Origin of the sequence: Paenibacillus typhae, assembly GCF_900099765.1 — a bacterium.
Lineage (GTDB): Bacteria > Bacillota > Bacilli > Paenibacillales > Paenibacillaceae > Paenibacillus_AQ > Paenibacillus_AQ typhae.
The window spans coordinates 61,349-85,152 of record NZ_FNDX01000003.1; the positions used below are offsets into that span (position 1 = coordinate 61,349).

General features: G+C 53.3%; 21 protein-coding genes and 1 other RNA gene. 1 reads left to right on the forward strand and 21 read right to left on the reverse strand.

The genetic code is table 11. From position 1 onward, the window contains the following. Window positions 1-42 precede the first annotated feature (42 nt). Complete coding sequence (gene pdxR / locus BLR64_RS03675) at window positions 43-1,488, reverse strand: MocR-like pyridoxine biosynthesis transcription factor PdxR (protein ID WP_090712322.1); 1,446 nt, start codon at window positions 1,486-1,488, stop codon at window positions 43-45. A 93-nt stretch (window positions 1,489-1,581) separates the two neighbouring features. Here pdxR and BLR64_RS03680 point away from each other — a divergent pair, with 93 nt between their 5' ends. Continuing rightward, window positions 1,582-2,811, forward strand: a complete 1,230-nt coding sequence (locus BLR64_RS03680; protein ID WP_090712324.1) for an aminotransferase-like domain-containing protein — start codon at window positions 1,582-1,584, stop codon at window positions 2,809-2,811. A 541-nt stretch (window positions 2,812-3,352) separates the two neighbouring features. Here the strand turns inward: BLR64_RS03680 and rnpB are convergent. The 20 genes from rnpB to BLR64_RS03780 form a co-directional block, all read right to left on the reverse strand. Then, an RNA gene (rnpB, locus tag BLR64_RS03685) (RNase P RNA component class A) lies at window positions 3,353-3,761 on the reverse strand. 62 nt (window positions 3,762-3,823) lie between these two features. Continuing rightward, window positions 3,824-4,939 (reverse strand): Nif3-like dinuclear metal center hexameric protein, encoded by a 1,116-nt coding sequence (locus tag BLR64_RS03690; protein WP_090712326.1) that lies wholly within the window; start codon window positions 4,937-4,939, stop codon window positions 3,824-3,826. Further along, window positions 4,915-5,691 carry a tRNA (adenine(22)-N(1))-methyltransferase gene (locus BLR64_RS03695; protein WP_090712327.1) on the reverse strand — a complete coding sequence of 259 codons (777 nt, stop codon included), beginning with the start codon at window positions 5,689-5,691 and terminating at the stop codon, window positions 4,915-4,917. Before BLR64_RS03695 ends, BLR64_RS03690 begins: the two co-directional genes overlap by 25 nt. Next, a complete protein-coding gene (locus BLR64_RS03700) occupies window positions 5,688-6,527 on the reverse strand; it encodes a hypothetical protein (protein ID WP_090712329.1) in 840 nt (279 codons plus the stop codon). Before BLR64_RS03700 ends, BLR64_RS03695 begins: the two co-directional genes overlap by 4 nt. A gap of 78 nt (window positions 6,528-6,605) precedes the next feature. Then, window positions 6,606-7,739 (reverse strand): RNA polymerase sigma factor RpoD, encoded by a 1,134-nt coding sequence (rpoD, locus tag BLR64_RS03705; protein WP_068729286.1) that lies wholly within the window; start codon window positions 7,737-7,739, stop codon window positions 6,606-6,608. 40 nt (window positions 7,740-7,779) lie between these two features. Next, a complete protein-coding gene (gene dnaG, locus BLR64_RS03710) occupies window positions 7,780-9,600 on the reverse strand; it encodes a DNA primase (RefSeq protein WP_090712331.1) in 1,821 nt (606 codons plus the stop codon). A gap of 40 nt (window positions 9,601-9,640) precedes the next feature. Continuing rightward, entirely contained in the window at window positions 9,641-10,120 is a 480-nt protein-coding gene (locus BLR64_RS03715) for a YaiI/YqxD family protein (protein WP_244157602.1), read from the reverse strand. Between the two features lie 250 nt (window positions 10,121-10,370). Beyond that, window positions 10,371-12,452, reverse strand: coding sequence for a glycine--tRNA ligase subunit beta (gene glyS, locus BLR64_RS03720; RefSeq protein WP_090712333.1), 2,082 nt, complete (start codon window positions 12,450-12,452; stop codon window positions 10,371-10,373). After that, window positions 12,445-13,332, reverse strand: coding sequence for a glycine--tRNA ligase subunit alpha (glyQ, locus tag BLR64_RS03725; RefSeq protein WP_039876047.1), 888 nt, complete (start codon window positions 13,330-13,332; stop codon window positions 12,445-12,447). Before glyQ ends, glyS begins: the two co-directional genes overlap by 8 nt. 463 nt (window positions 13,333-13,795) lie before the next feature. Further along, window positions 13,796-14,551 (reverse strand): DNA repair protein RecO, encoded by a 756-nt coding sequence (gene recO, locus BLR64_RS03730; protein WP_090712334.1) that lies wholly within the window; start codon window positions 14,549-14,551, stop codon window positions 13,796-13,798. A gap of 36 nt (window positions 14,552-14,587) precedes the next feature. After that, window positions 14,588-14,731 carry a YqzL family protein gene (locus BLR64_RS30705; protein ID WP_090712335.1) on the reverse strand — a complete coding sequence of 48 codons (144 nt, stop codon included), beginning with the start codon at window positions 14,729-14,731 and terminating at the stop codon, window positions 14,588-14,590. Window positions 14,732-14,838: 107 nt separating this feature from the next. Next, window positions 14,839-15,732, reverse strand: coding sequence for a GTPase Era (era, locus tag BLR64_RS03740; protein WP_090712336.1), 894 nt, complete (start codon window positions 15,730-15,732; stop codon window positions 14,839-14,841). A 794-nt stretch (window positions 15,733-16,526) separates the two neighbouring features. Next, entirely contained in the window at window positions 16,527-17,018 is a 492-nt protein-coding gene (locus BLR64_RS03745) for a cytidine deaminase (protein WP_167360599.1), read from the reverse strand. 322 nt (window positions 17,019-17,340) lie between these two features. Beyond that, window positions 17,341-17,736 carry a diacylglycerol kinase family protein gene (locus BLR64_RS03750; RefSeq protein WP_068729300.1) on the reverse strand — a complete coding sequence of 132 codons (396 nt, stop codon included), beginning with the start codon at window positions 17,734-17,736 and terminating at the stop codon, window positions 17,341-17,343. Then, window positions 17,736-18,233, reverse strand: a complete 498-nt coding sequence (gene ybeY, locus BLR64_RS03755) for an rRNA maturation RNase YbeY (RefSeq protein ID WP_090712338.1) — start codon at window positions 18,231-18,233, stop codon at window positions 17,736-17,738. Before ybeY ends, BLR64_RS03750 begins: the two co-directional genes overlap by 1 nt. Next, window positions 18,230-20,491: an HD family phosphohydrolase gene (locus BLR64_RS03760; protein WP_090712339.1), complete on the reverse strand. Its 2,262-nt coding sequence runs from the start codon at window positions 20,489-20,491 to the stop codon at window positions 18,230-18,232. Before BLR64_RS03760 ends, ybeY begins: the two co-directional genes overlap by 4 nt. Before the next feature lie 17 nt (window positions 20,492-20,508). Further along, complete coding sequence (locus BLR64_RS03765; RefSeq protein ID WP_068729306.1) at window positions 20,509-21,480, reverse strand: PhoH family protein; 972 nt, start codon at window positions 21,478-21,480, stop codon at window positions 20,509-20,511. Between the two features lie 15 nt (window positions 21,481-21,495). Beyond that, complete coding sequence (gene yqfD / locus BLR64_RS03770) at window positions 21,496-22,677, reverse strand: sporulation protein YqfD (protein WP_090712340.1); 1,182 nt, start codon at window positions 22,675-22,677, stop codon at window positions 21,496-21,498. Further along, window positions 22,674-22,967, reverse strand: coding sequence for a sporulation protein YqfC (gene yqfC, locus BLR64_RS03775; RefSeq protein WP_090712341.1), 294 nt, complete (start codon window positions 22,965-22,967; stop codon window positions 22,674-22,676). Before yqfC ends, yqfD begins: the two co-directional genes overlap by 4 nt. Before the next feature lie 225 nt (window positions 22,968-23,192). Beyond that, the gene (locus BLR64_RS03780; protein WP_090712342.1) at window positions 23,193-23,804 is read right to left on the reverse strand and encodes a hypothetical protein; all 612 of its coding nucleotides are present in this window, start codon (window positions 23,802-23,804) and stop codon (window positions 23,193-23,195) included.

Genomic DNA, 23,804 nt, shown 5'->3' on the forward strand with positions numbered 1-23,804 from the left:
AAATGAGACGGCAGGCAGCTCAGGCCTGCTGGTGTATACAGCTCATGTTAATTGGTCCGTGCGCAGATGCTCTGTCAGCAGCTGCAGGAACAGCCTGAGCCCCTTTTCCATATCGGCTTCCTTCATTTGCGAGTAGCAGAGGCGGATATGCCGGGAAGGAACCTCGCCGGAATAGCAGACATCGCCCGGCAGAAAAGAAATGCCAGCCTGCTCGGCCCGTGCATGCAGCTTCCCGATCCCTTCTGCACCCGGCAGCTGCAGCCACAGGTTCAGCCCGCCTTCCGGCACATTACAGGTGACTCCCGGGGGTGCGTATCGTTTCAGCAGCTTCACTGCTGTCTCCATACGCCCCCGCAGTGCCGTGCGCAGCTGCCTGGTATAGGCATCATACCTGCGGGTGATAAACGGCAGGACTGCCCGCTGGTTCAGCAGCGGACTGCCGAGATCGCTGGCCGACTTGGCTGCGATCAGTCTGGACAGGATGTTGCCTCCAGCGGCTACACAGGCGATCCGGCATCCCGGTGCAATAACTTTGCTGAAGCTTTTCATATAGACCACATGGCCTTCCTTGTCCATTGATTTGATCGGCGGCGGGGGCGGCTTATGAAAATAGAGATCGCTGAACGGATCATCCTCGACAATCAGGCAGCGGTAGCTTCTGGCCAGTTCCAGCAGCCGCTGTCTTCTTGTCATGCTCATCGTTACACCGCTCGGATTCTGGAAGGTGGGGTTGGTATAGATGAGCTTTGGGGGACGCTTGTCGCAGAGTCTGGTAAGCACATCGAGCCTCATTCCTTCACTGTCTATAGGGATAAAAATCATCTCCGCTCCGCGTCCGGCGAAAACATCAATGGCTCCTGTATAGCTGGGTGCCTCCAGATATACGGTATCTCCGGGACCGACAAAGGTCCGGGCAACAAGATCAATCCCCTGCTGGGAACCGCTTGTAATCATTACATCGGAAGACGGGACCTCCACCCCGCGGCTCTGCAAATGCCGGCACATCACTTCACGCAGCTCGGCATCTCCCTGAAAATTACCGTAGGAAGCCATCAGCTCAGGCTGGCCGGTTACGAGCGAGGACATCGTGGCCCCGATATATTGCAGCGGCAAAAGCTCACTATGAATCGCTGCAAGATGAAAGGGATACTGTACGGCAGAATAATCAAAATTGCGCCACAGCTGGGCCCGCGGCAAAAAATCGTCATATCCGTCCTGCCAGGCGCTTCCCGCCTCTACCGGGGTGAGCGGCCTCCGTGCGACGAAGCAGCCTTTTCCCTGGCTGCAGATGATATGGCCGTGGCTTTCCAGCTCCTCATAGGCTTTGCTTACTGTAACCTGGCTGACCTTCAGCGAGGAGGCCAGACCGCGTACGGAAGGAAGGCGTATCCCCGGCTGCAGCAGTCCGGAGGTGATGCGCTGACCCAGCGTATCGCTGATCTGCTGCGGCAGAGACTTGCTGCTCCCACGGTTTAATTCAATGTGCATCCAACCTTCCTCCCAACTGTTATATTCACCGCTTTACTGTTATACCGCTATGCCGTTATGATACAACAAAATTCAACTGCGGGGAGATTTTTTATGAAAATTCAATATGCTGAAATGACGAACCATCTCGGTTCATCAGCCGTTCGCGATATACTCAAGGTTACACAGGGCAAGGACATTATCTCGCTGGCCGGCGGGCTGCCCGGGGAAGAGCTTTTTCCGCTGGAAGCGGTGCGGGATGCATATAACCGCGCACTTTCCGGCAGCGCCTCTTCGCTGCAGTACGGGCTCACTGAGGGCTATTCTCCGCTGCGTGAGGCGGTAGCCGCAAGACTTACGCGCCAGGGTATTCCCGTCGAGGCCGGTGATATGCTGCTCACCACAGGCTCCCAGCAGGCCATCGATCTGTTCTGCAAGGTAATGCTAGACCCGGGGGATAAGGTGCTGGTTGAAGCACCTACTTATCTTGCAGCCCTGCAGGTGCTGAACTCTTACCGGGCAGATATCATCACTGTGGATAGCGATGAATTCGGCATGCTGCCGGAGCATCTGGAGGAGCAGCTCATGCTGCACCGTCCCAAGGTGCTCTATACCGTCCCCACCTTCAACAATCCTTCCGGAGGAAGCTGGAGCAAGGAGCGCCGGGAGCGGACCGTTGAATTATGCCGCCGGTACAATGTGCTGATCCTGGAGGATAATCCTTATGGCGAGATCGCATTTGATGACGCTCCCGGCGCTTATCCCCCTTCAATGGCAGCCATCGACAGAAGCTCCGGCGAAGACCCGTGTGTGGTGTACACCGGGACCTTTTCCAAAATCGTAGCGCCTGCCCTGCGTACCGGCTGGATTATCGGCCCCTCCGGGCTGATCAAGGTCATCGCCAGGGCCAAGCAGGCCGCTGATCTTCATTCCAGCGCCATTGACCAGCGGGCGCTTCATGAATTGCTTCTGCACTTTGACATCGACGCCCATATCCGGCTTATCTCGCGGGAATATCATTCCCGGATGAAGCTGCTGGCCGGAGAGCTTAGCGGAGAACGCTGGCAGGACGCCAGCTTCCAGGAGCCGCGCGGCGGGATGTTCCTGTGGCTGAAGCTGCCGGCCGGCACAGATACCGCCAGGCTGCTGCCTTTTGCGGTAGAGCAGGGCGTTGCCTTCGTTCCGGGCGAGGTGTTCTACGCAGCCAAGCCGCTAAAAAATGCCATGCGCCTGAACTTTACCCACACGCCGCCTGAGCTCCTGCCAGTCGCTGTGCGGCGTCTGGAAGCAGCGCTGGAAAGCTACGGGCGTACGCTGGCCGGGGCAGTGGACACACTCGTTTAAGCAGACCGGGTAGGGGCTGCTTCCGTTTACGAGAGGCTGACCGGAGGCAGCCTGTCCCTGGGACGCTCATATGAGGCTGCTCAAGCCGGTATGAAGGCCGCGTAGGGACAATTCAAGGGCATTTTTGCCCTTCGTTCTATCCACCTACCCCACCCGTGGCAACATCAATTAGTTTTTTTAAAGTCTCTCCTACGCCTAGTTGGATTTTTGCCACTTAGATTCAGCTCTTATCATCATGCGAGGATCTTTAGTTGGAAAAAAGGTATCTATTTCGAGCCAAACTGCCCTTTGAGAGGGAAACAGGAGAAATTAAGTATTATTTTTCCATATAGTTCCCTTTATTATGAGTGTCGAGGAGAATTAGATGCTGAATTTCCACTTAGTCTGATGAGCACCCGTTCTAAAAACCAATTTTACCTAAAAGAGTTAATCAAAATGTCTGCAATTGCACACACAAAAAAGCGGCCCTCCAAAGGAGGGCCGCTATCTGTCGTATATAAGCTTCGTAATCAAGCTGTATCCGTTACAACTGGTTGTCAGTTAGGAAAGTTTGCCGTAAGCCGGGTTCTGTGCTCGTCGTGGTTCATACGGGAACTACCCTCCCACCATAAGCGACAATCATCTATCTAGGCCGTACATTACTGCACGGCTCCAGCGACCAACCTAGACACGCCTCAGGCGAAGGCTGCCCTTCCGGTAAAGGAAGCGCTGTGTCTCATTAGGTCTTGCTCCAGATGGGGTTTACCAGGAACGAAGTCACCAGCGTTCCTCGGGGTCTCTTACACCTCGGTTCCATCCTTGCCTGTGCCGCCCTAAAGCGGCCATCGGCGGTCCATTTCTGTGGCACTATCCTTCGGCTCGCGCCGACTGGACGTTATCCAGCACCCTGCCTTGTGGAGCCCGGACTTTCCTCCCGCGGCTAAGCCGCCGGCGATTGTCTGTCAAACTTCCCGAACAACATTGTATATTATACAGACTTGCATCAACCTGCACAAGTGTAAATAAAGGGATTCTAGATGAACCTGAACGGCTCAGTCCCGATTTGCGAAGCATAGACCGCCGTATCGTATTTATGCTCGGTCAGCTTGCCGGACATCCACTCGGCTACCTTGACCTTCATAATTTTCTCGGCATTATGGCCCGGGTCAATGAGCGTAATGCCCGCAAGGTATGCGTCCTGCGCAGTATGGTAGTCAATATCCCCCGTTACCAGCACATCAGCCCCTTTAAAAATAGCGCTGTTATAATACTTGGCCCCCGATCCGCCCATTACAGCAGCCTTACGGATCTTACGGTTCAAGTCGCCTACGACCCGGACATGTTCCACGTCCAGTCCCGTTTTAACCGTTTCGATGAATTCGCCGAGAGTTACCGGCTCCTTGAGCTTGCCTACCCGGCCCAGACCGAAGCTGCGGCCCTTGAGGTCCATGGAGTAGAGGTCGTAAGCAACCTCTTCATAGGGATGAGCCTTTAACATCGCCTGGACTACCTTATTCCGCACGGACAAAGGCACGATCGTTTCGATGCGGATTTCTTCGGCGCGTTCCATTTTCCCCGCCTCTCCAATGAACGGGTCCGAGCCCTCACGCGGCACGAAGGTACCGTAGCCCTCAATGTTGAAGCTGCAGTGACTGTAGTTGCCGATCCAGCCCGCACCAGCGTTCAGGATCGCATCCAGTACCTTCTGATGGTGGTCCTTAGGCACGAACACTACCAGCTTTGACAGCTGATCCGTATGGATGTCTTTAATCGGCGCACCGTCTACAATACCCAGCGCTTCAGCCATCCAGTCATTCATTCCGCCTTCTGCCACATCAAGATTGGTATGGCTGATATAGACGGCGATATCGTTTTTAATCAACTTTTCGTAGAGCTTGCCCATAGGTGTGTCGGTCTGAATCCCTTTGATCGGCCGGAAAATAATCGCATGATGCGCAATGATCAGGTTGCAGCCCTTGGCAATCGCCTCGTCCACAACCTCATCGTTCACATCCAGGGCGACCAGCACGCCGGTAATTTCCTTCTGCAGGCTGCCAAGCTGCAGGCCCACATTATCCCATTCCTCGGCCAGATGCTTCGGGGCAAGCTGCTCCATGTAGCTGATTACAGTCTGTCCTTTGGCAAACATTCCAGCACCTCCGAAATTTTTTTGATCTGCGCCCGGATTACAGTCCGCTTCTCTTCTGCTGATTCCAGCTCTGAACGGGACAGGGATGCCAATATTCCCTCCAGCTTGGTAATTTCACCCTGCCACTTGGCGAAGAACACCGCATTCGGCTTCTCCAGCAGCCAAGGCCCCATCTGCAGAAGAGTCTCGGGACTCAAAACAACACCGCCCGGCAGCACCCGCTCAAGGTATAGTTGCTCATTCGTCAGCCCAAAAGCCTGTCCTTCCGGCAGCGCAGTGAGCACTTCATACGTTTTGCCGTCTTCTTCGAGAATATGCTCGGTGGTGACCACCCAGCCGTTATTCAGCAGCCAGCGGCGCAGAATATCCTCGCCGACATTCGGCTGCAGCGCCAGGGTGTTGACCCCCTCCAGCTTGCCGAGCACACGGCCGCGTTCAAGAATAGCAGCGATCAGCGATCCGCCCATGCCGGCGATCGAGATACAGTCCGCTTCGCCCGGTTCCAGCACCTCTAGACCGTCACCGCGCCTTACAGCGATTTTAGCACCCAGTCCGGCTTCCGCAACACCTTTACGTGCTGCTTCATACGGGCCCGGGTTTACTTCACCGGCAATTGCAGAGATTGCTTTGCCGCTTTCAACAGCAGCTACAGGAAGCAGCGCATGATCGGAGCCGATATCGGCAAGCCTGCTTCCTTCCGGCACCTGTTCCAGCAGAAGCTGCAGCCGGTCTGATAATTTTACTTTGTTCATGATGCCACCCACGTTATCCATTTTTTTCGGAAAATAAACAGCAGAGCCAGCCCCGCCGCTATCTTCACAATCAGTAACAGCGATACCCAGTCCGGAAAGCCCTGTCTAAGCCACAGCGCATCGACCTCCGGCATTAACCACAGTGAAACCCCGACGCCCAGATAGACTCCTGACACGCCACTGACCTTGTGATAGAGCAGCCAGCTTAACCACACCATCAGCACACAAAGCGGCAGCCAGAGCAGCTCCAGCTCCAGCATGGATGCTTCCGGACGCATCTGCCCGGAGAATCCGGCATAGAGCAGTGCCCAAAAGGCAATCCCGCAGTAGTGAAGCAGGCCGATCCGAAGAGTGAATCCGAGCACACTCCAGAGCAGCCCGCAGCCCGCAATCAGCACAGGCCGCCAGAAATCAGGATCAAGACCATGCAGCGCAATCATCCACAGGCCAAAGCCCATGGTCAGCACACTGCCGACCCCGGCCAGCAGAAGACTGATCGTCTGGTTCCGGTCCCGGTAAATAGCAGAATAACCGTAACAGACGACCAGTACACAGAGTGCCGTTGCAATTTGCAAAGGCCAGGGAAAAACGCTAAAATAAAGACTAATCATGAAAATCAAGGAAATTATTCCAAAACCAAACAACCATATTTTGATGCTTCCCTGCTGCAGATTTTGCAAGGATACCGGATTACTGTCTTTGATTTTATCCTCGTCATTATAGAGGTTGGTCAGGAAATCACAGTATTGCTCCGGCAGCAGCTTGCTTCTTCTCCAGTATTGAATCTCTTTGATAATGGTCTCGCGTTTCTCCAGATTCAACGTCTGATCCCTCATTTCCCCCTGGTGCTTAGGCTGTATTAAGCGCAAAGGACCCCCTGCCGCCGTGCAGCAGAAGGTCCGGGTATAGTATAACTATTCGAGGAAATCCTTGAGCCGTTTGCTGCGGCTCGGATGACGCAGCTTACGCAGCGCCTTGGCTTCAATCTGACGAATCCGCTCACGGGTTACGCCGAATACCTTGCCTACTTCCTCAAGTGTTCTTGTCCGTCCGTCATCCAGACCGAAACGGAGTCTGAGTACGTTCTCTTCACGCTCAGTGAGCGTGTCCAGCACATCCTCCAGCTGTTCCTTCAGCAGCTCATATGCAGCTGCATCCGCAGGGGCAAGAGCCTCCTGATCCTCGATGAAATCTCCCAGATGCGAGTCATCCTCTTCCCCGATAGGCGTTTCCAGCGATACCGGCTCCTGGGCAATCTTCATGATTTCTCTGACCTTCTCGACAGTCAGCTCCATCTCAGCGGCAATTTCCTCAGGCGACGGCTCGCGTCCCAGTTCCTGCAGCAGCTGGCGGGATACACGGATCAGCTTGTTGATCGTTTCCACCATATGCACCGGAATACGGATAGTACGAGCCTGGTCGGCAATCGCCCGTGTGATCGCCTGACGGATCCACCATGTAGCATAGGTACTGAATTTGAAGCCTTTGTTGTGGTCGAACTTCTCGACCGCTTTGATCAGACCCATGTTACCCTCCTGGATCAGATCCAGGAACAGCATGCCGCGTCCGACATAACGTTTGGCGATACTTACAACGAGACGCAGGTTGGCTTCAGCCAGGCGGCGTTTTGCTTCTTCGTCACCATTCTTGATCCGCATAGCCAGCTCGACTTCATCATCAGCCGACAGCAAGGGCACACGGCCGATTTCCTTCAGATACATCCGGACAGGGTCATTGATCTTGATTCCCGGCGGAAGCGACAAATCATCGTCAAAGCTGAAGTCATCATTGTCATTGCCGTCACTGTCATCCCCTTGCCGGAGCGGAGAGCCTTCATCCTCGTTATCATTAACCACTTCAATCCCGTGATCGCTGAGCTGCTCGTAGAACTCCTCCATCTGCTCGGGGTCCTGATCAAACGGCGACAGTTTCTCCATAATATCTTTGTAGTTCAGTGAAGATCTTTTTTTACCTTGTTCAATAAGCTGGTCCTTAACCTGATCCAGAGTAAATTCTGCTTCCAGTTCAGTATGCTGATCGTTCGCCATAATTCGACTCCCTCCTCCCTAGGTACATCCTGTCAGTTTCTCATTGTCTCTCTAGGGTTATAATCTCACTTGCTATTTGTGCCGCACGCAAAAAGTCACCGGATTTCTCCGCCTGAATCATCTCTTCACGCTTTTGCTCCATCTTGCGCTGTATAGGGTATTTCCTCACTTCACGGATGCAGTCATCCAGAACCTGCGTGTTCCAGTCCGGAGGGGTATCCATCATGGATATCGCTGTAGCGGTTTTCTCCAGACGGTCATCCTGAAGCGATGATAGAAACCGGCTGATGCCGGGTGGTTTGCCTTGCGCGTAATAGGCATATAGATAAGCAGCAATTGCCGCATGATCATCGATGTTGAACTCTTCTCCGAGGCGTTCGCCCACATAAGCGGCTGCTTCCGGGTCCTGTATCATTAGAGACAGCAGTCTCCGTTCCGCAGCATGATAAGCCGGCAGTAAAGTGGGTGCCTGCACCTGCCCTTTTTTATGCCTACCATTATTCCACCTTTTATCGTTATTATCCCCTTCGGGCATGTTTTTTTGCATAGACGCCCGGAGTAAATTACAGTCCTGCTTCAGGCTGTCATAGGACAGCTCCAGTTCGGAGGATATTTCCCGCAAATATACTTCCCGCTCGGTCGAGGAATGCAGGGTGGCGATAATCTGCAGCGCCTCCTTGACATAGGCAATTTTGCCGTCTTCCTCTAGGAGTATATGGTTTTTTTTCAGATATATAAGCTTAAATTTTATGGCTGAGACCGCAGAATCAATGATCCGCTCCATGAAGCTCTCCGCACCGTGACGGGAGATAAATTCATCTGGGTCCATTCCGCCCGGCAGTACGGCCACTTTAACCCGCAGCCCGCTTTCCTCCAGCATCGGGATTGCTTTCAGCGCTGCAGCTTGTCCAGCCTTGTCACCGTCATAGGAGAGAACAATCTCATCCGCCAGACTTTTCATTAGCGCCACATGGCTTTCCGTCAGCGACGTGCCCATAGTGGCAACACCGTTATGCACCCCTGCTTCCCAGGCCGAAATGACATCGCCGTATCCTTCAAACAGGACAATTTGCCGCATTTTGCGGATAGATGCTTTGGACTGGTGCAGATTGTACAGAATCCGGCTTTTGTTAAATATTCTGCTCTCCGCAGAATTCAGGTATTTCGGCTGTCCGTCTCCGAGGATTCTTCCGGCAAAAGCAACCACCTTGCCCGTCCGGTTCGCTATCGGAAAGATGACGCGCCCGCGGAAACGGTCAATATAGCCCTTCCCTTCTCCTCTGGCAGACAGCAGCCCGCCTTTTTCCATTTCAGCAAGATCAAACCCGCGCTTCTCCAGAAATTGCAGCAGTGTATCCCAGCGGTCCGGGGCAAAACCGATCTGGAACTGGTCAATCATTTTGTCGCTGAAGTTCCGGGATCTTAAATAGTTCATCGCGGCCGTGCCGTATTCCGTATTCTTCAGCAGAAAATGATAAAACTTCGCCGACAATTCATAGGCTGAAAGCAGCCGGTCCCGCTCAGGATCAGGGGGAGATAACGGTCCGCCCTTGCCCTCGGGAATTGCAATATCACTTTCTTCAGCCATTATTCTGACTGCTTCGGGGAAGGATAGTCCTTCGATTTCCATCCTGAATTTGATGGCATTTCCGCCCATACCGCAGCCAAAGCAATGAAACACTCCCCGGTCGGGGGTTACTGTGAAGGAAGGGGATTTCTCCGAGTGGAACGGGCAGAGGCCCCATAGATATTTACCCTGCTTGGTCAGATGGACAACCTTGCCGACTGTTTCGACAATATCATGCCGCGCCAGCACGCTCTCGATAACTTCTTCCGGAATATTACCGTGTCCGCTTGCCACTTTTAGCCACCTTCATCTCTTAACAAATAAATATAATTCGCTATTGCTGCACATTCTCCTGCAAAAGGGTTAAAAGTTTTGTCAGTTTATGTTGAAAAAGATTTTTTTCTTCGGCGGTAATCGCCTTAGGCCCTTTGGAATAGTGCCCACGCCGGCGTTCCACCGCTCTGGCATGCCTGCCTTCCAGCATAAAATCCATATTGGAATCCTCATACTCCTGCCCGCGGTTCGACAGTACTCTGCAGCGTTTGCCAAGCGCCAGTGCAGCCAGGCCGTAGTCCTGGGTAATAACGATATCCCCGGCAGCAATATGATTGGCGATGTAAAGATCGGCACTGTCTGCTCCGCGGTCAACCTGAACCACTGTAACTCCTTCATCCGCCTGAAGCACATGGTCGTAAGAAGAAACCATCAGCACAGGAACTTCAAAGGCACGCGCACAAGCCGTAATCTCTTTTTTCACCGGACAAGCATCCCCGTCGACAACAATTTTCCTTCCGCGGGGCATTTCCATCGCCATCACCAGATTCCTGTGTAATATATATACGCTTTACGCAAACCGAAATCCTTCTTTCGATAAAGCATAAATACGGAACGGATGTCAACTTACGCATTGGCACCGTTCCGTATATTTATACCCCAAAGCATCGATCTATACCATAGTTCACACAAAATCACAACTTTTTCAGGGCTGCTGCCCAAAAACCGGTGAGTGCTTCCTATAGCCAAGCTCTACTTGCGCCAAGCCGCTCCTGTATCCGGCAGGGTAATTACCACACCAGCTTGCCAAAATCGGCAAAGACTCTGGAGTCTGCATCCACCCCTGCCAAAAGCGCAAGACGGTTCGTGCGGATCTGCTCGTCCTCGGCCATAACCATTACGGAATCGAAGAACCCGGTAACGGCATCCTTCAAGCCGGACAGAATGCGCAGCGCTTCAGCAGCATTGCGGGCAGCAATAGCCTCCTGATATGGCGCATGAATACTCTGCCATGTCTCATACAGCTTGATTTCGGCTTCTTCCTTCAGCAGGGAAGGCTCGATAACAGTACCCTCTGCGGCTTTGGCAGCCAGATTGCTGACGCGGGTTAAGGAATCTACGGTAACTTTAAAATCATCCTGAGTACTTACAGCTTCGGTAAGTGCCCGGCTTCTGCCGACAACATCAACGATGTCGTCAAAACCGGCAGCGGTTGCTGCTTCTACAACATCATAGCGAATATTGTCATCAGCCAGCAGGCGTTTTACACGCAGACCGAAGAACTCGTACAGGTTATTACGCAGTTCAGGGGCAAAATGTTTCTCTTTACGTAAATTTTCATGTACTTCCACGGCCGCTGCGAAAATTTCCTGCAAGGTGATAGACAGCTTATGCTCCAGGAGCATCTGCACAATGCCTGCCGCCTGACGGCGCAGCGCGTAAGGGTCCTGGGAACCGGTCGGGATGATTCCGATGGAAAAGCTTCCGACGATCGTATCAATTTTATCGGCAAGGCTGACAACCAGACCCGCTTCGGTCGAAGGCACGCTATCTCCGGCAAAACGCGGCTGGTAATGCTCAAAGATCCCTTTTGCCACATTCTCGGCTTCTCCGGCTTTGCGGGCGTAATCTTCACCCATTGTGCCCTGCAGCTCAGGGAACTCACCGACCATCTGGGTCACCAGATCGAATTTGCAGATATCGGCAGTACGGCTTACTTCAGCTGCTGCAGCTGCAGACAGTCCAAGCTTGGATGCCAAAGAATCGGCAATGGCCCGGATTCTGCGCACTTTATCGCCTACGCTGCCCAGTTCCACCTGATAAACAATGGTTTCCAGCTTGGCCAGGGCATCGCTGATCTGCAGCTTCTGGTCTTCCTCATAGAAGAACTTGGCATCCGACAGGCGGGCGCGAAGAACCTTCTCGTTCCCTTTGGCAATCACATCAAGCGATTCTGCATTACCGTTACGCACGGTTACGAAGAACGGCAGCAGCTTGCCTGCGCTGTCCAGAACAGGGAAGTAACGCTGATGCTCACGCATTGAAGTGATCAGCACGTCCTGCGGAATATCCAGGAAGGAAGGATCAAAGGTACCGAACAGCACAGTCGGTGTCTCCACCAGGAACAGGACCTCTTCCAGCAAATCTTCCTTGATCGCGATCGTCCATTCTTTGTCTGCAGCCAGCTTGTTGATCTGGTTCAGGATCAGTTCCTCTCGTTCCTGTACATCGACCAGCACATGCTGTGCCCGCAGCGCTTCAACATAATCTGCCGGCTGGGCAATAACAGCATCCGTACCCAGGAAACGGTGGCCGCGGCTCACATTACCTGCTTTGACGCCGGTGATTTCCAGATTAACAATCTCCTGGCCGAACAAAGCCACCAGCCAGCGGATCGGGCGGACGAATTTGAAATCATAAGCGCCCCAGCGCATATTTTTAGGGAAGGTCATCGCATTCACGATTCCAGTCAGACCATCAGCAAGCAGGGAGGAAGTCTCAACGCCGTCGCTGTTTTTGGTCACATAGATGTATTCAACACCTGCCAGCTCCTTGAATGTGAACTGCTCGGGAGATACACCCTGGCTGCGGGCAAAACCAAGCGCCGCCTTGCTCCAGTCACCGTTAGCATCCAGCGCGATTTTGCGGGATGGACCCTTTACTTCTTCACTTACATCGGACTGCCGCTCGGCAGCCTCTTTTACCAGTACAGCCAGTCTGCGCGGGGTAGCATAAGCTGTTACTCCGCTGTGCTCAATGCGTGAAGCCTCCAGCCATTTGGCTGTTCTGTCCTGAAGCTGCTCCATCGCCGCCCGGATAAAGCGGGCCGGAATTTCCTCAAGTCCGATCTCGAACAAAATATCTTTAGACATGCTCAGCACCTTCTTTCTTCAGCAGCGGGAAGCCCAGCTTCTCGCGTTCCTCCATATAGGTCGCAGCCACGGTACGGGCCAGATTACGTACTCTTGTAATAAAGCCGGTCCGTTCCGTCACACTGATCGCACCGCGCGCATCCAAAAGGTTGAAGGTATGCGAGCATTTCAGCACATAATCGTAGGCCGGGAATACCAGATGGTTCTCCATCGCTCTGCGTGCTTCCTGCTCGTAGGTGTTAAACAGGGTGAACAGCATCTGCACATCGGATACTTCAAAGGTATACGTGGAATGCTCAACCTCAGGCTGATGGAAAACGTCACCGTAAGTCACGCCGTCCACCCACTCCAGATCGAACACATTTTCTTTCTCCTGAATGTAGGAAGCCAGCCGCTCCATACCGTAAGTAATTTCTACTGCTACCGGACTGGTCTCAATTCCGCCGACCTGCTGGAAATAAGTAAACTGCGTGATTTCCATCCCGTCCAGCCATACTTCCCAGCCGAGGCCCGCGCAGCCCAGCGACGGATTCTCCCAGTTATCTTCTACAAAACGGATGTCATGCAAAAGCGGGTCTACGCCCAGCGCCTTCAGACTGTCCAGATACAGCTCCTGGATGTTGTCCGGTGAAGGCTTGATGATGACCTGGAACTGGTGATGCTGGTACAGACGGTTCGGGTTCTCTCCATAACGGCCGTCTGACGGGCGGCGGGAAGGCTCCACATAAGCTACCTTCCACGGCTCAGGTCCCAGTGAACGCAAGAACGTCATCGGGTTCATCGTTCCGGCCCCTTTTTCCGTATCGTACGGGTTGACGAGAATACAATTCTGTTCTGCCCAGAACTGCTGCAGCGTCAAAATCATCTGCTGAAAATTCATACTACCGACTCCTTCGCTTTACAAGTGTAGTTGGCATCGCTGCCTTGAAGCATCTTACTGTGCCGCGATGGAGGCGGCGTTCTTCTATGCTGCAGCCGTTACCAGCGGCTGCATGCAAAAAAGCTCCCGCCCCCATGCCTGATATCCAGACATAGGGACGAGAGCTTGACTTATACTCCCGCGGTTCCACCCTACTTGATTCCGCCTTGCATTGCCGGCTGCTGCTATCCGCACCGCTGCAACACGAATTGACGAAATCCACTTTTCATTCTGCCGTTTCCGCACTCCCGGGTGCCCTGTTCATGAACCATGCGCTGCCGGGCTTCCACTCTCCCCGGCTCGCTTAAGCGGCATCTTGTTCATTACTTTCCCGATCACTGCACGTCTCTGAGAATTCAGAGTAATACACGGCTGTAAAATTAAAAAGAAACTGTTCCCATAGTAACGGAAATTTCGGGATTCGTCAAATATCGTATTTATCAAGCTGGTCCAGAAAGCCCTGTGACTTCAATTTCAGCCCGAGCTGGGCATCCATGAAGGCTCGCATAATCTTTTTCAGCTCGCTGCGGGTAGCTTCCTTGACATCGACATTGCCGAGGCGTGTCAGATCCAGGGCCGCAAACAGCCGCAGCAGCTTCAGGGCACGCGGAGAAATCTCCATCGCCGGAGGATCATTGTGCCTGCAGCTGCGGCATAACACGCCGCCGAGCCGCGGGCTGATCCGCAGCTCTTCGTCCGGCTTGTCCAGCCCGCAGGCAATGCACTGGTCCAGCTCCGGCCCGTACCCTGCAGCCTGCAGTATTTTCATCTCAAACACATTAATAATGATACCGGGTTCCTTGTCTTCCTCCAGTGCACTGAGACATGCAGACAGCTGGCGGAACCAGAAGCTGCCGGTCTCCTCATCATGTAATACACGGTCCAGGAGCTCGCACGCATATGAAGCATACGCCGCTTTGATCAGGTCTGTTCTTAGAGCATGACGGGATTGTATGATTTCACCGGCATTCAGTGTTCCCAGTCCCCCGTTGTTGCGAAAAAATACAAATTCCCCTGTTGTAAACAGCTGGATCAGCGCAGCATGACGGCTCTTGACCTTTTTTGCTCCCCTGACAAGAACCCCTACTTTGCCGGCGTTCTCGGTGCAAATCGTAATGATGGCGTTCCCTTCGCCGTAATCCATACTGCGGATGACGATCCCTTCCACCCTGTGTAGCATGCCTCTTCCCCCAACCATCCGGCAAGCAACCAGTCTTTACTCAGCTTCTTCATCAAGAACCTGCTCTTCCTCCGCAGACAGCGGCCCGCCTAAATCCAGCGGATCTCCGGCTTGCCTGTACAGCAGATATGCATCGACATCTCCAGTCATTGCAAAATACTTCCACGAAAAGTCTCGCATTCGTATTCATCCTTTCTTCGGAAACACGATGTCTCTTCAGAGATAGGATGTGCGCTGAGCGGAGGTTTATCCTTGCAATTCCTGCCAGAAAGAAGCGGAGCCAGGCTTTAAACGTCCTTGTGGAAGCCCAGATCGCGCAGAACGCGGTCCTGGTTGCGCCAGTCTTTTTTCACTTTAACCCATAGCTCCAGGAAAATCTTCGATCCCAGCAGGTTCTCGATATCGGTGCGGGCCCGTCTGCCGACTTCCTTCAGCATCGCCCCCTGCTTGCCGATAATAATCCCCTTCTGGGAATCGCGCTCAACAAAAATAACCGCACTGATATGCACTACACCGTTAGGTTCAACACGCATATCCTCAATGCCTACCGCAATGGAATGCGGAACCTCTTCGCGGGTCATGTGCAGAATTTTCTCGCGGATCAGCTCGGCACAGACGAATTGCTCCGGATGGTCCGTCACCTGGTCCTCTGGATAATACTGCGGCCCTTCCGGCAGATATTTGGAAATCTGCTCCAGCAGCGTATTGACGTTGCTGCCCAGCTTGGCGGAAATCGGAACGATCTCGGCAAACGTGTGCAGCTTGTTGTATTCCGTAATCAGCGGAAGGAGTGCTTCCGGCTCGATTTTGTCAATCTTGTTCATTACCAGGATTACCGGTGTCTTGACCTCCTTCAGCTGCTCCGCGATGAACCGGTCACCGCCGCCCATCCCTTCCGCAGCATCCACCAGGAACAGCACCGCTTCCACCTCATGCAGTGTGCTTAGTGCTGTCATGTTCATGTAATCGCCAAGCTTGGACTGTCTTTTATGGATACCCGGCGTGTCCAGGAACACGATCTGCGAATTGTTCGCCGTGTACACCCCATGGATTTTGTTGCGCGTCGTCTGCGGCTTGTCCGACATGATGGCGATTTTCTGGCCGATCACTTGGTTCATGAGCGTCGATTTGCCAACATTCGGTCTGCCGATAATGGCGACAAACCCTGATTTGAATTTCATATGATCTTCCCTTTCGTGTTAAAACAAAAATTAAAAAGCTTAAAACCTTTTTCGATCCCCCTAAATCCCCCTTAGCCAAGGGGGACCCCAAGGGCCCCGGCCCTCTGGACACCCGGAAATGGGCGGGTAATTGGTTGCCGGTGCTTCGAGCAGACAATTGGTACAATGAGCGCTTTCGTTCCCTGCGGGAACACGCTGGACTGTCGCGCTCGTAGTGGCGTGTAAGTGACTGTCGGTGCTTGAGCGGGCTTACGGTGCTATGAGCGCTTTCGTTCCCTCCATGGAACACGCTGGACGGCGGCGCTGGGATGTTGTTAACTAAGCAATCTTTAGGACCTCATCCTACCTAAGGAGCTCCAATGACGCAAGGATATTAGTTAACTAACCAAGTAGCAATTGTATGCTTTGTAGCTAGGTAATATTGGAGCTGGCACAACGTCGACAGAGGCTTTAGTTGTATTTTGTACAATTATTTCAGCCTGAACCGGCTGTTTTGCTGATTTAGCTGTATTTCGTACAGTTATTTTTGACTATTTGAGCGATTTTGACAAATTTAAGCCAAAATAGTTGTACAGACTGCAGTTAAACTCAGCTGCGAGCAAATATAGCCAGATTTAAATGTACAAAGTGCAATTAAGCTTGAGCGTAGCTCTTCGGCCGGCGCGAGCAGGCCAAGGGGCAACTGATCAGAAAACAACTGGCCAGCACCAGCAGGCCAAATGGATACGTCCAGATAGCAACTGATCAGCCAACAACCGGTCTGACAGCAATCTGCCAGAGAACAAAAGGCCAGTCTACTCCGGTGCCTGCCCCTGCTCCAGATCTGCCGTCGTAAACGCGCCGGGCAGCAGATCACGTACGGTGGTCTCGACGATGTCGCCCTTCAGGTTGCCGAGGATTACCTTCATATCAGGGCCGCACAGCTCGACCATTACCTGGCGGCAGACGCCGCAAGGAGATACAGGCCCGTCTGTATCAGCAACAACGGCAATCGCCTTGAAGGTTCCCGGTTTATGACCGTCGGCAATTGCGCGGAACAAGGCGGTACGTTCACCGCAGTTCGTCGGGCCATAAGCAGCATTTTCGATATTGCAGCCGTGGTGGACATGGCCGTCCTGATCCAGCAGCGCAGCACCGACGCCGAAACGGGAATACGGTATATAGGCATTGGCTCTGGCCTTGATCGCTTCCTGTATAAGTAGAGCAGATTCCATAGTGGCCCTCCTAAAAGTTTTGTCAGCATATGCTAACTGAGTGACTTCGTACAAAACTATCTTCGTAAGCATGTACCCAAATTTGTTCAACGTATACTATCTTGATGAATCGTCCAAAACTATCTTCCGCAAGCATTCCGTATGTACTCCATGAGTTGACCTCGTACAAAACCCGCTGCGTAAGCATTGACTGTGTTTAGCCCGATTCCACATCTTTTAACTTCAGCAAACTTGCTGCACAGCATTCACTCAATTCGTGAGCAAAGATAATTGCCGGTTTACACACCATTAAATTCCGGCAATTCTGCATGAATGCTGCAAAGCCGCTTAATAGAAGATGGCGGAGGGCACAAACGCCGGTCCGCCTTCCCGTTCTGCTGAATTTGTAAACTGATTATGACATAAACCCGGTGATCCAGTCCATTACCGGGTGATAAAAAACGTAGATTCCCACAATAACGGCAAAAACCGCCGTAAGCAGCACAGCTCCTGCGGCGGTATCTTTGGCAGTCTTGGCCAGGGGATGAATATCCGGCGACACCAGATCAATCGTCGCTTCAATCGCTGTGTTCAGCAGTTCTGTACTCAGTACAAGCGTTATTGCCAGCAGCAGCAGCATCCAGCTTGAAGGCGGCAGCCTGAAAAACGCCGCGGCGGCAAGCACCGCCACAGCAAGCACGCTGTGCACCTTCATATTCAGCTCGGATTTGAACGCAGCGGCGATGCCCTGCGCAGCAAACCGGAAGGAATGCCAGAATTTTTTGTGGCCCACCGCCGTATTCTTGACCATTAGCGGGTCAGCCCAACCTGTGCCAATACCTGCTCCTGCTTGGACATCATCTCAGCCTCTGATTCCGCATCCTGATGGTCGTAGCCCAGCAAATGCAGGAAGCCGTGAACGAACAGGAACCCGAGCTCCCGCTCCAGGGAATGGCCGTATTCTTCAGCCTGCTCCTTAGCACGTGTAACAGAGATAATGATATCCCCCAGCGTGTTTGGAACCTCCCCGTATTCTTCAGCCTCTTCAGACGCATATATAATCTCCGGCTCATCCTCCCCGGCCTCATTCATGGCAAAGGACAGCACATCCGTCGGACGGTCGATTCCCCGGTATTCGCGGTTCAGCTCATGAATGCGTTCGTTATCAACAAAGGTAAGGTCTACCTCCCCCTTATCAATCCCTTCGGCGGCACCCGCTTTTTGCAGAATGCTGTCCAGGAGCGTAATCAGCGCGTCCGTAATTTCGTATTCTTCCTGCTCGTTATTCCAATTGATGGCTAGACTCATGTTGTAGCCGCTCCTTCCTCTTTCTTCGGTTTCTTCACTTCTTCAGGATATTCGATCCGCGAGTGAAAAATCCCCATGACCGTCTCTTTGAGCGTCCGGGCAATGATGTCCAGCTCCTTGATCGTCAGGTCACATTCATCAAACTGGTGGTCATCCAGCCTGCTCTTAATAATTTTTTCAATCATCGTCTCTACCTGTACTACGGTTGGCTTGCGGAGGGAGCGGACCGCTGCTTCCACACTGTCGGCGATCCCGACCACGGCCGCTTCCTTAGACTGCGCTTTGGGACCCGGATAACGGAAATCCTCTTCTGTGAAATCAGGCGTAACGCCCTTTTCCTCCGCTATCTTCAGCGCCTTATGATAAAAATAATGCAGGAACGTCGTGCCGTGATGCTGCTCGGCAATGTCGCGGATCGGCTTGGGCAGCTTGTATTCCTTCTGCATCTCCACCCCGTCCCGGGCGTGCGCTACAATGATGGACTTGCTGAGCGCCGGCTCAATCGAATCATGCGGATTCTCCATATTGTTCTGGTTCTCAATGAAATAAAACGGCCGCTTCGTCTTGCCGATGTCGTGATAGTAGGAGCCTACCCGGCAGAGCAGCCCGTCCGCACCAATCGCCTCTGCCGCCGCTTCCGACAAATTGCCGACCATTACACTGTGATGATAGGTTCCAGGCGTTTCCGTCAGCAGCTTGCGCAGCAACGGGTGATTCGGGTTGGACAGCTCAACCAGCTTCAGCGCCGACAGGATACCGAAGGTAGCTTCGAAGAACGGCATCAGCCCGATGACAAGCACCGCTGTCAGCAGACCGCCGGCAAAAGCAAACCCGACCGAATATAAGGTCTGTGTATCGTTCCAGACTCCGCCTCCAAGCAGCTTCAGCATAAAGACGGTCACTGTACCGAATAAGGAAACCATGATCCCGCCCTTGAGGAGCGTGGAACGCTGGCCGGCGCGGTGGGTGGCAAAGATCGCTACATACGATACCACCAGCGCAAAGAAGCCGAAGGTAAAATCAAATACCGTGTTCTGCTGCACGTTCAGAATAATGCTGGCAAGCACACTGAACAGGATCGAGCAGAAGTACGCCAGAGTAATATCCAGCAGCATGGCAATCAGCATCGCCCCGATAGCGACCGGAGCCAGGAAGCCGACATAATAGCGGACATCGGTCTGCAGGAAGGCAGCCAGCTTCATAGTGATAATAGTGATGATAAAGACGAGCATCAGCATCAGAAGCTGCGAATTATTGTACTTGAACCCTGCTCCGCCTGTGCCTCCCGAATAACGGATGAACACCATCATCCCTGCAGAGAGCATAACCGACAGCAGCAGCAGGCCGAATTGCGGCCAGTAGTTAACCTCGTTGCTGAGCAGCCCGTTCTCATCCAGGAGCGCGTATAGCTCGGGCGTGATGACATCCCCTTTGGCAACAAGCACATCGCCCTGCTCAATGAACACATCCGGCGTATTCTCGCGGGCCTCAACCTTCGCTTCCTTGGTAGCTTCCTCGTCAAAAAATTTATTAGGCATAATGACCAGCCGTACCAGCTCCTGAGTCACCTCACGGGCTGTCCGCTGGCTGAGGGAGCTGACGCTGACCTGCTCCGCCACCTTCGCACGGGCGGTCTGGGCGTCAACAATCTGGTCATTCATCAGCTTGATGACAATTTCCCGGGCAACCTGCTTCATTTCGATAATATCCTGGGAGGTGAGCCGCGGAATTTTGATATAGGTCTCTTCCGGAATGGTGTAGGCCTGCTCGGCAATGCCGGACTGGATCTCCTCCAGGAGTGTATCGGAATATGTACCGGCGCTGCGGCTGGAATTGATAAAGCTCTGTACAAAATCATTGGCCCGCTGCGGGATAACATCTTTGTAAATGCCGATTTTATCGCTTTGCGAGATCAGATCATCCTGATTCAGGCTGTCAATCCGGTCCAGCAGCAGGGTTATAAGACTGTCCGCCCTGATCGGTATAATTGCATATTTGTTCTGTACAGCCTCCGCCGCAGCTTCCTGCGCCTTCAGCTTCGCCTTGTTATCAAGAATCTGCTTCGGAGCCGTAATCTCCTTGGCGCTGGTCGTATTCACTTTAATATCATAGCGTTTCGGCAGCAGGTCGGATGAGAGGCTGAAGTAGAATACCAGCCCCAGGAACAGGAAAAGAGCATAGCGCGTTGCCGCGCTATACTTCCATCCGGTATTGCTGTATACAAATCCGCTTAGTTTCGATGGTTGCTTTGAAGCCATGAGGACAGTCCCCTTTGTTAGTCGAGGTTTTCGGCAGAGCGGTCATAGGCTACGATAATTTTCTGCACCAGAGAATGTCTTACTACATCCTGTTCTGCAAAATATACAAACCCGATTTCTTCAATGCCGGATAAAATCGCCTTAGCTTCGATCAATCCCGATTTTTTGCCGCGAGGCAGGTCGATCTGGGTAACGTCACCGGTGATGACCATCTTGGAGCCGAAGCCAAGCCGGGTCAAAAACATCTTCATCTGCTCCGGAGTCGTATTCTGGGCTTCATCCAGGATTATAAAAGAATCATCCAGCGTACGCCCGCGCATATAGGCAAGCGGTGCAATCTCAATCAGTCCCCGCTCCAGCGCCTTGGCAACCTGGTCCGGCCCCATAACGTCGTACAGGGCATCGTAGAGCGGACGCAGGTACGGATCAACCTTCTCCTGCAGATCGCCCGGCAGAAAGCCCAGGCTTTCACCTGCTTCCACAGCAGGCCGGGTAAGCACGATCCGCTTCACGGAGCCCTCCTTGAGGGCTGCAACGGCGAGTACAACAGCGAGGTAAGTTTTCCCCGTTCCCGCGGGCCCGATGCCGAAGACGATGTCGCGTTTCTTAATGGTTGTTACATAATGCTTCTGGCCGATGGTTTTGACGCGGATTGGCTTACCGCGGAACGTAGTCGTAATTTCGCCTTTGAACAGGTCCAGCAGCTGATCAGAGCGGAACTCCTTGGCCAGCTCCACCGCATACTGGACATCGCGCTCGCTGAGAATGTAACCGCTGCGGATCAGGGACAGCAGCACATTGAACAGCTGCTCCAGCATGTCCACCTCACGCTCCGCCCCGCGAATTGTAATTTCTGCTTCGCGTGAGTCAATCACTGCCGGAATTTCACTTTCAACGATTTTCAGAAATCCATCCTGCGGGCCGAACAGGGATTGCGCTTCTCCCGCATTTTGTAAAGATATACGAATGCTTGCAGTCTGTTCTGACAAGTAGCCTCATTCTCCTCAGTTGTTTACTATCGGAAGTTCTTCCGCGATTCTCTCTTCCACCTCAAACAGCACTTTCATATAAACTTTACCATTGTCTTTCTTCTCATGCAAAATTTTTTGACTTTTAATGGTGCTGTCCGTGCCGTAACGGGCCAAAATATCGCTTTTTGCGCGGGCAATCCCTTCCTCCCTCGCCTCTTCCTCCGTCTTCACCGAAGACGCATAACTGATCTCCAGCTCCTTCTCCGTCATGACGCCCAGCGGCAGCTGAAGGGAGCGCCAGGAGAGCATATTATTTTCCGTGAGTGTACGCGATTTGCTGAAGCCGGATTTACCGTATCCCCACAGCTGTACTGCCCAGTCTCCGATTACAAGATAGGTCCGGTCTTTTCGTTCCCCGGTATAGGAGCTGCTTGTCGTCTTCAGCGGGACCTCGATATTGTATTCATGCCAGACGAGGCCCTTTACTTCGCCCTTGGCTACAACATATTCTATATTTTCCTCATCACCCAGTGCCCCTGAAATGAGGATCTGTCCTTTTTTAACCCGGGAATTTATGCCCACCACCGGCCTGCCCTGCTCCGCATAAATACCGGTAACAACCGCATCCGTTCTGCTGACCAGATGGCGCTGGCTAAGGAGGGGCCGCTTTTCCGGCTGGTCTGCCTCGACAACCTGGATGGTGATGCTAGTCCCTGTCCGCTCTACGCCCACCCAGGAAAGCCCCGGTATGCGGGAGGTCAGCCTTTTGGAGAGCTTGTCCGGCTCGTCCATGCGCCAAATCCACTGAAACGGATAAATCCCCTCCTGGCGGGCTGCAGCCAGCAGATCATCGGAGGCAATACGCTGGTTGCCTTCGATCCGGACGGTCCAGACCATGGAGCAGAACAGCAGAAGCATGACCCCGAACAGCAGGATGCCTCCGGCAAAAAGCTTACGCCTCCACAGCCTGGCCAGCCGGAAAGGAAGGCCGCTTCTCGCAGTGACGTGCACGCGGCAGCCTGTCTTTTTTAAGAGCGGCCGAAGGCTGAAGAAGTCATCCAGCAGCAGGTTCAGGGAAGCGCCGTTCCCTGCAGGCTTCACCTCCCAGATGACAATGCCGGCTTCGGTTACGGCGTTGATAAACTTTTCCACCGCAGGTCCCGTCACATGCAGTGTAACGAACCCCCGCAGTGATGACAGAGGCGGCTCTTTCATGGTTTCTCCTCGCTTCCCTTGTATCTGATTTCCCCGATAATGCCTTCAACAGCCAGCTCCTGGCCGAGGATATTGCGGATCATTAGCTCCTGCCCGGAGATTTCAAGCGAACCCTGGGCTAACGCGATGGTAAGCTGGCCGGACGAAAAATGCAGCACACCGCGGTGGTTCTCAATATACAGTTCCTTATTGCCGATCAGGGTGATCCGGGGCAGCTCCTGCAGCACATCCTGCGGAAGATCCAGTACCCCGTTTGTCCATCCCCGCAGCCTGCGGCCGATACGGGTCATATGTAGACTTCTCCCCCTTCCTGCCTTCTTTACACCTTATGCGGCGCTGCAGGCTTTTATGAGAAATACTCACACAGGGACAGAGAAATGCGGCTGCGGTCCTTCCGCAGAGTTTGCTGAAAAACGCAAAGAGCCTCTGAACCCTTAAAAAGGGTCCAGAGGCTTGCCTTGCATAAACTGTAATCCAGTTATGAACGTCTAAACACGGCTGCCGCTGTACGGCTGCTATCTCCTCGTTGAGTGGGGACGTCGGGAACGCGGCGGACTGAGAATTTCCGCCCAGATAATCCCGTTCCGCAGCGCCTGACGGCTGTCCGCAGCTCCGCCGGGGAGAGAGGCGGAAGCAGAACCCTGCATACGGGCCGCTGCAGGCCCGTCAGCAGCCTTCTCCAGGCCATAGGCTGCCATACCGTCATATGCGGCCTGCAGACGCTCCAGCTCACGCTGCATCCGTTCTGTGCGGGCCTGCACACTGTCCTCCTGATCCGCAGGCTGCTCGTAAGACATCCCTTCACCCGTCTCATAGTCGGGAGTCGGGATCTGGGGCGGCTCTTCCCAGGCAGGGGCCAGTTCATGCTCATGCCGCTCATAGGACGAGCTGTCCCGCGAGGACCTGCTGCCTTCAGGTGCAGGGAAGCCGCTTCCGGTTCCGGCAGAACGCGCTTTATCTTCCTCGGCGTCCGGGCGTCCAGTCCTGCGCAGCGGGTTATCCCCGCCCCCGCCAAAGGTAGGCATTCCGCTGCGGGTGTTAGGCTTTTTCTTATTCTTGGCCGCTTTATTCACATTGGTAAAGATTGCGATCAGAATAATCACGGCAATATAAATCAGACTGCCCAT

What these genes read in the sequence shown, in the direction of transcription:
- pdxR (WP_090712322.1), bottom strand. Translation starts at nt 1,488, where the DNA reads ATGCACATTGAATTAAACCGTGGGAGCAGCAAGTCTCTGCCGCAGCAG.
- BLR64_RS03680 (WP_090712324.1), top strand. Translation starts at nt 1,582, where the DNA reads ATGAAAATTCAATATGCTGAAATGACGAACCATCTCGGTTCATCAGCC.
- BLR64_RS03690 (WP_090712326.1), bottom strand. Translation starts at nt 4,939, where the DNA reads ATGTTTGCCAAAGGACAGACTGTAATCAGCTACATGGAGCAGCTTGCC.
- BLR64_RS03695 (WP_090712327.1), bottom strand. Translation starts at nt 5,691, where the DNA reads ATGAACAAAGTAAAATTATCAGACCGGCTGCAGCTTCTGCTGGAACAG.
- BLR64_RS03700 (WP_090712329.1), bottom strand. Translation starts at nt 6,527, where the DNA reads ATGAGGGATCAGACGTTGAATCTGGAGAAACGCGAGACCATTATCAAA.
- rpoD (WP_068729286.1), bottom strand. Translation starts at nt 7,739, where the DNA reads ATGGCGAACGATCAGCATACTGAACTGGAAGCAGAATTTACTCTGGAT.
- BLR64_RS03715 (WP_244157602.1), bottom strand. Translation starts at nt 10,120, where the DNA reads ATGGCGATGGAAATGCCCCGCGGAAGGAAAATTGTTGTCGACGGGGAT.
- glyS (WP_090712333.1), bottom strand. Translation starts at nt 12,452, where the DNA reads ATGTCTAAAGATATTTTGTTCGAGATCGGACTTGAGGAAATTCCGGCC.
- glyQ (WP_039876047.1), bottom strand. Translation starts at nt 13,332, where the DNA reads ATGAATTTTCAGCAGATGATTTTGACGCTGCAGCAGTTCTGGGCAGAA.
- recO (WP_090712334.1), bottom strand. Translation starts at nt 14,551, where the DNA reads ATGCTACACAGGGTGGAAGGGATCGTCATCCGCAGTATGGATTACGGC.
- BLR64_RS30705 (WP_090712335.1), bottom strand. Translation starts at nt 14,731, where the DNA reads ATGCGAGACTTTTCGTGGAAGTATTTTGCAATGACTGGAGATGTCGAT.
- era (WP_090712336.1), bottom strand. Translation starts at nt 15,732, where the DNA reads ATGAAATTCAAATCAGGGTTTGTCGCCATTATCGGCAGACCGAATGTT.
- BLR64_RS03745 (WP_167360599.1), bottom strand. Translation starts at nt 17,018, where the DNA reads ATGCTTACGAAGATAGTTTTGTACGAAGTCACTCAGTTAGCATATGCT.
- BLR64_RS03750 (WP_068729300.1), bottom strand. Translation starts at nt 17,736, where the DNA reads ATGGTCAAGAATACGGCGGTGGGCCACAAAAAATTCTGGCATTCCTTC.
- ybeY (WP_090712338.1), bottom strand. Translation starts at nt 18,233, where the DNA reads ATGAGTCTAGCCATCAATTGGAATAACGAGCAGGAAGAATACGAAATT.
- BLR64_RS03760 (WP_090712339.1), bottom strand. Translation starts at nt 20,491, where the DNA reads ATGGCTTCAAAGCAACCATCGAAACTAAGCGGATTTGTATACAGCAAT.
- yqfD (WP_090712340.1), bottom strand. Translation starts at nt 22,677, where the DNA reads ATGAAAGAGCCGCCTCTGTCATCACTGCGGGGGTTCGTTACACTGCAT.
- yqfC (WP_090712341.1), bottom strand. Translation starts at nt 22,967, where the DNA reads ATGACCCGTATCGGCCGCAGGCTGCGGGGATGGACAAACGGGGTACTG.
- BLR64_RS03780 (WP_090712342.1), bottom strand. Translation starts at nt 23,804, where the DNA reads ATGGGCAGTCTGATTTATATTGCCGTGATTATTCTGATCGCAATCTTT.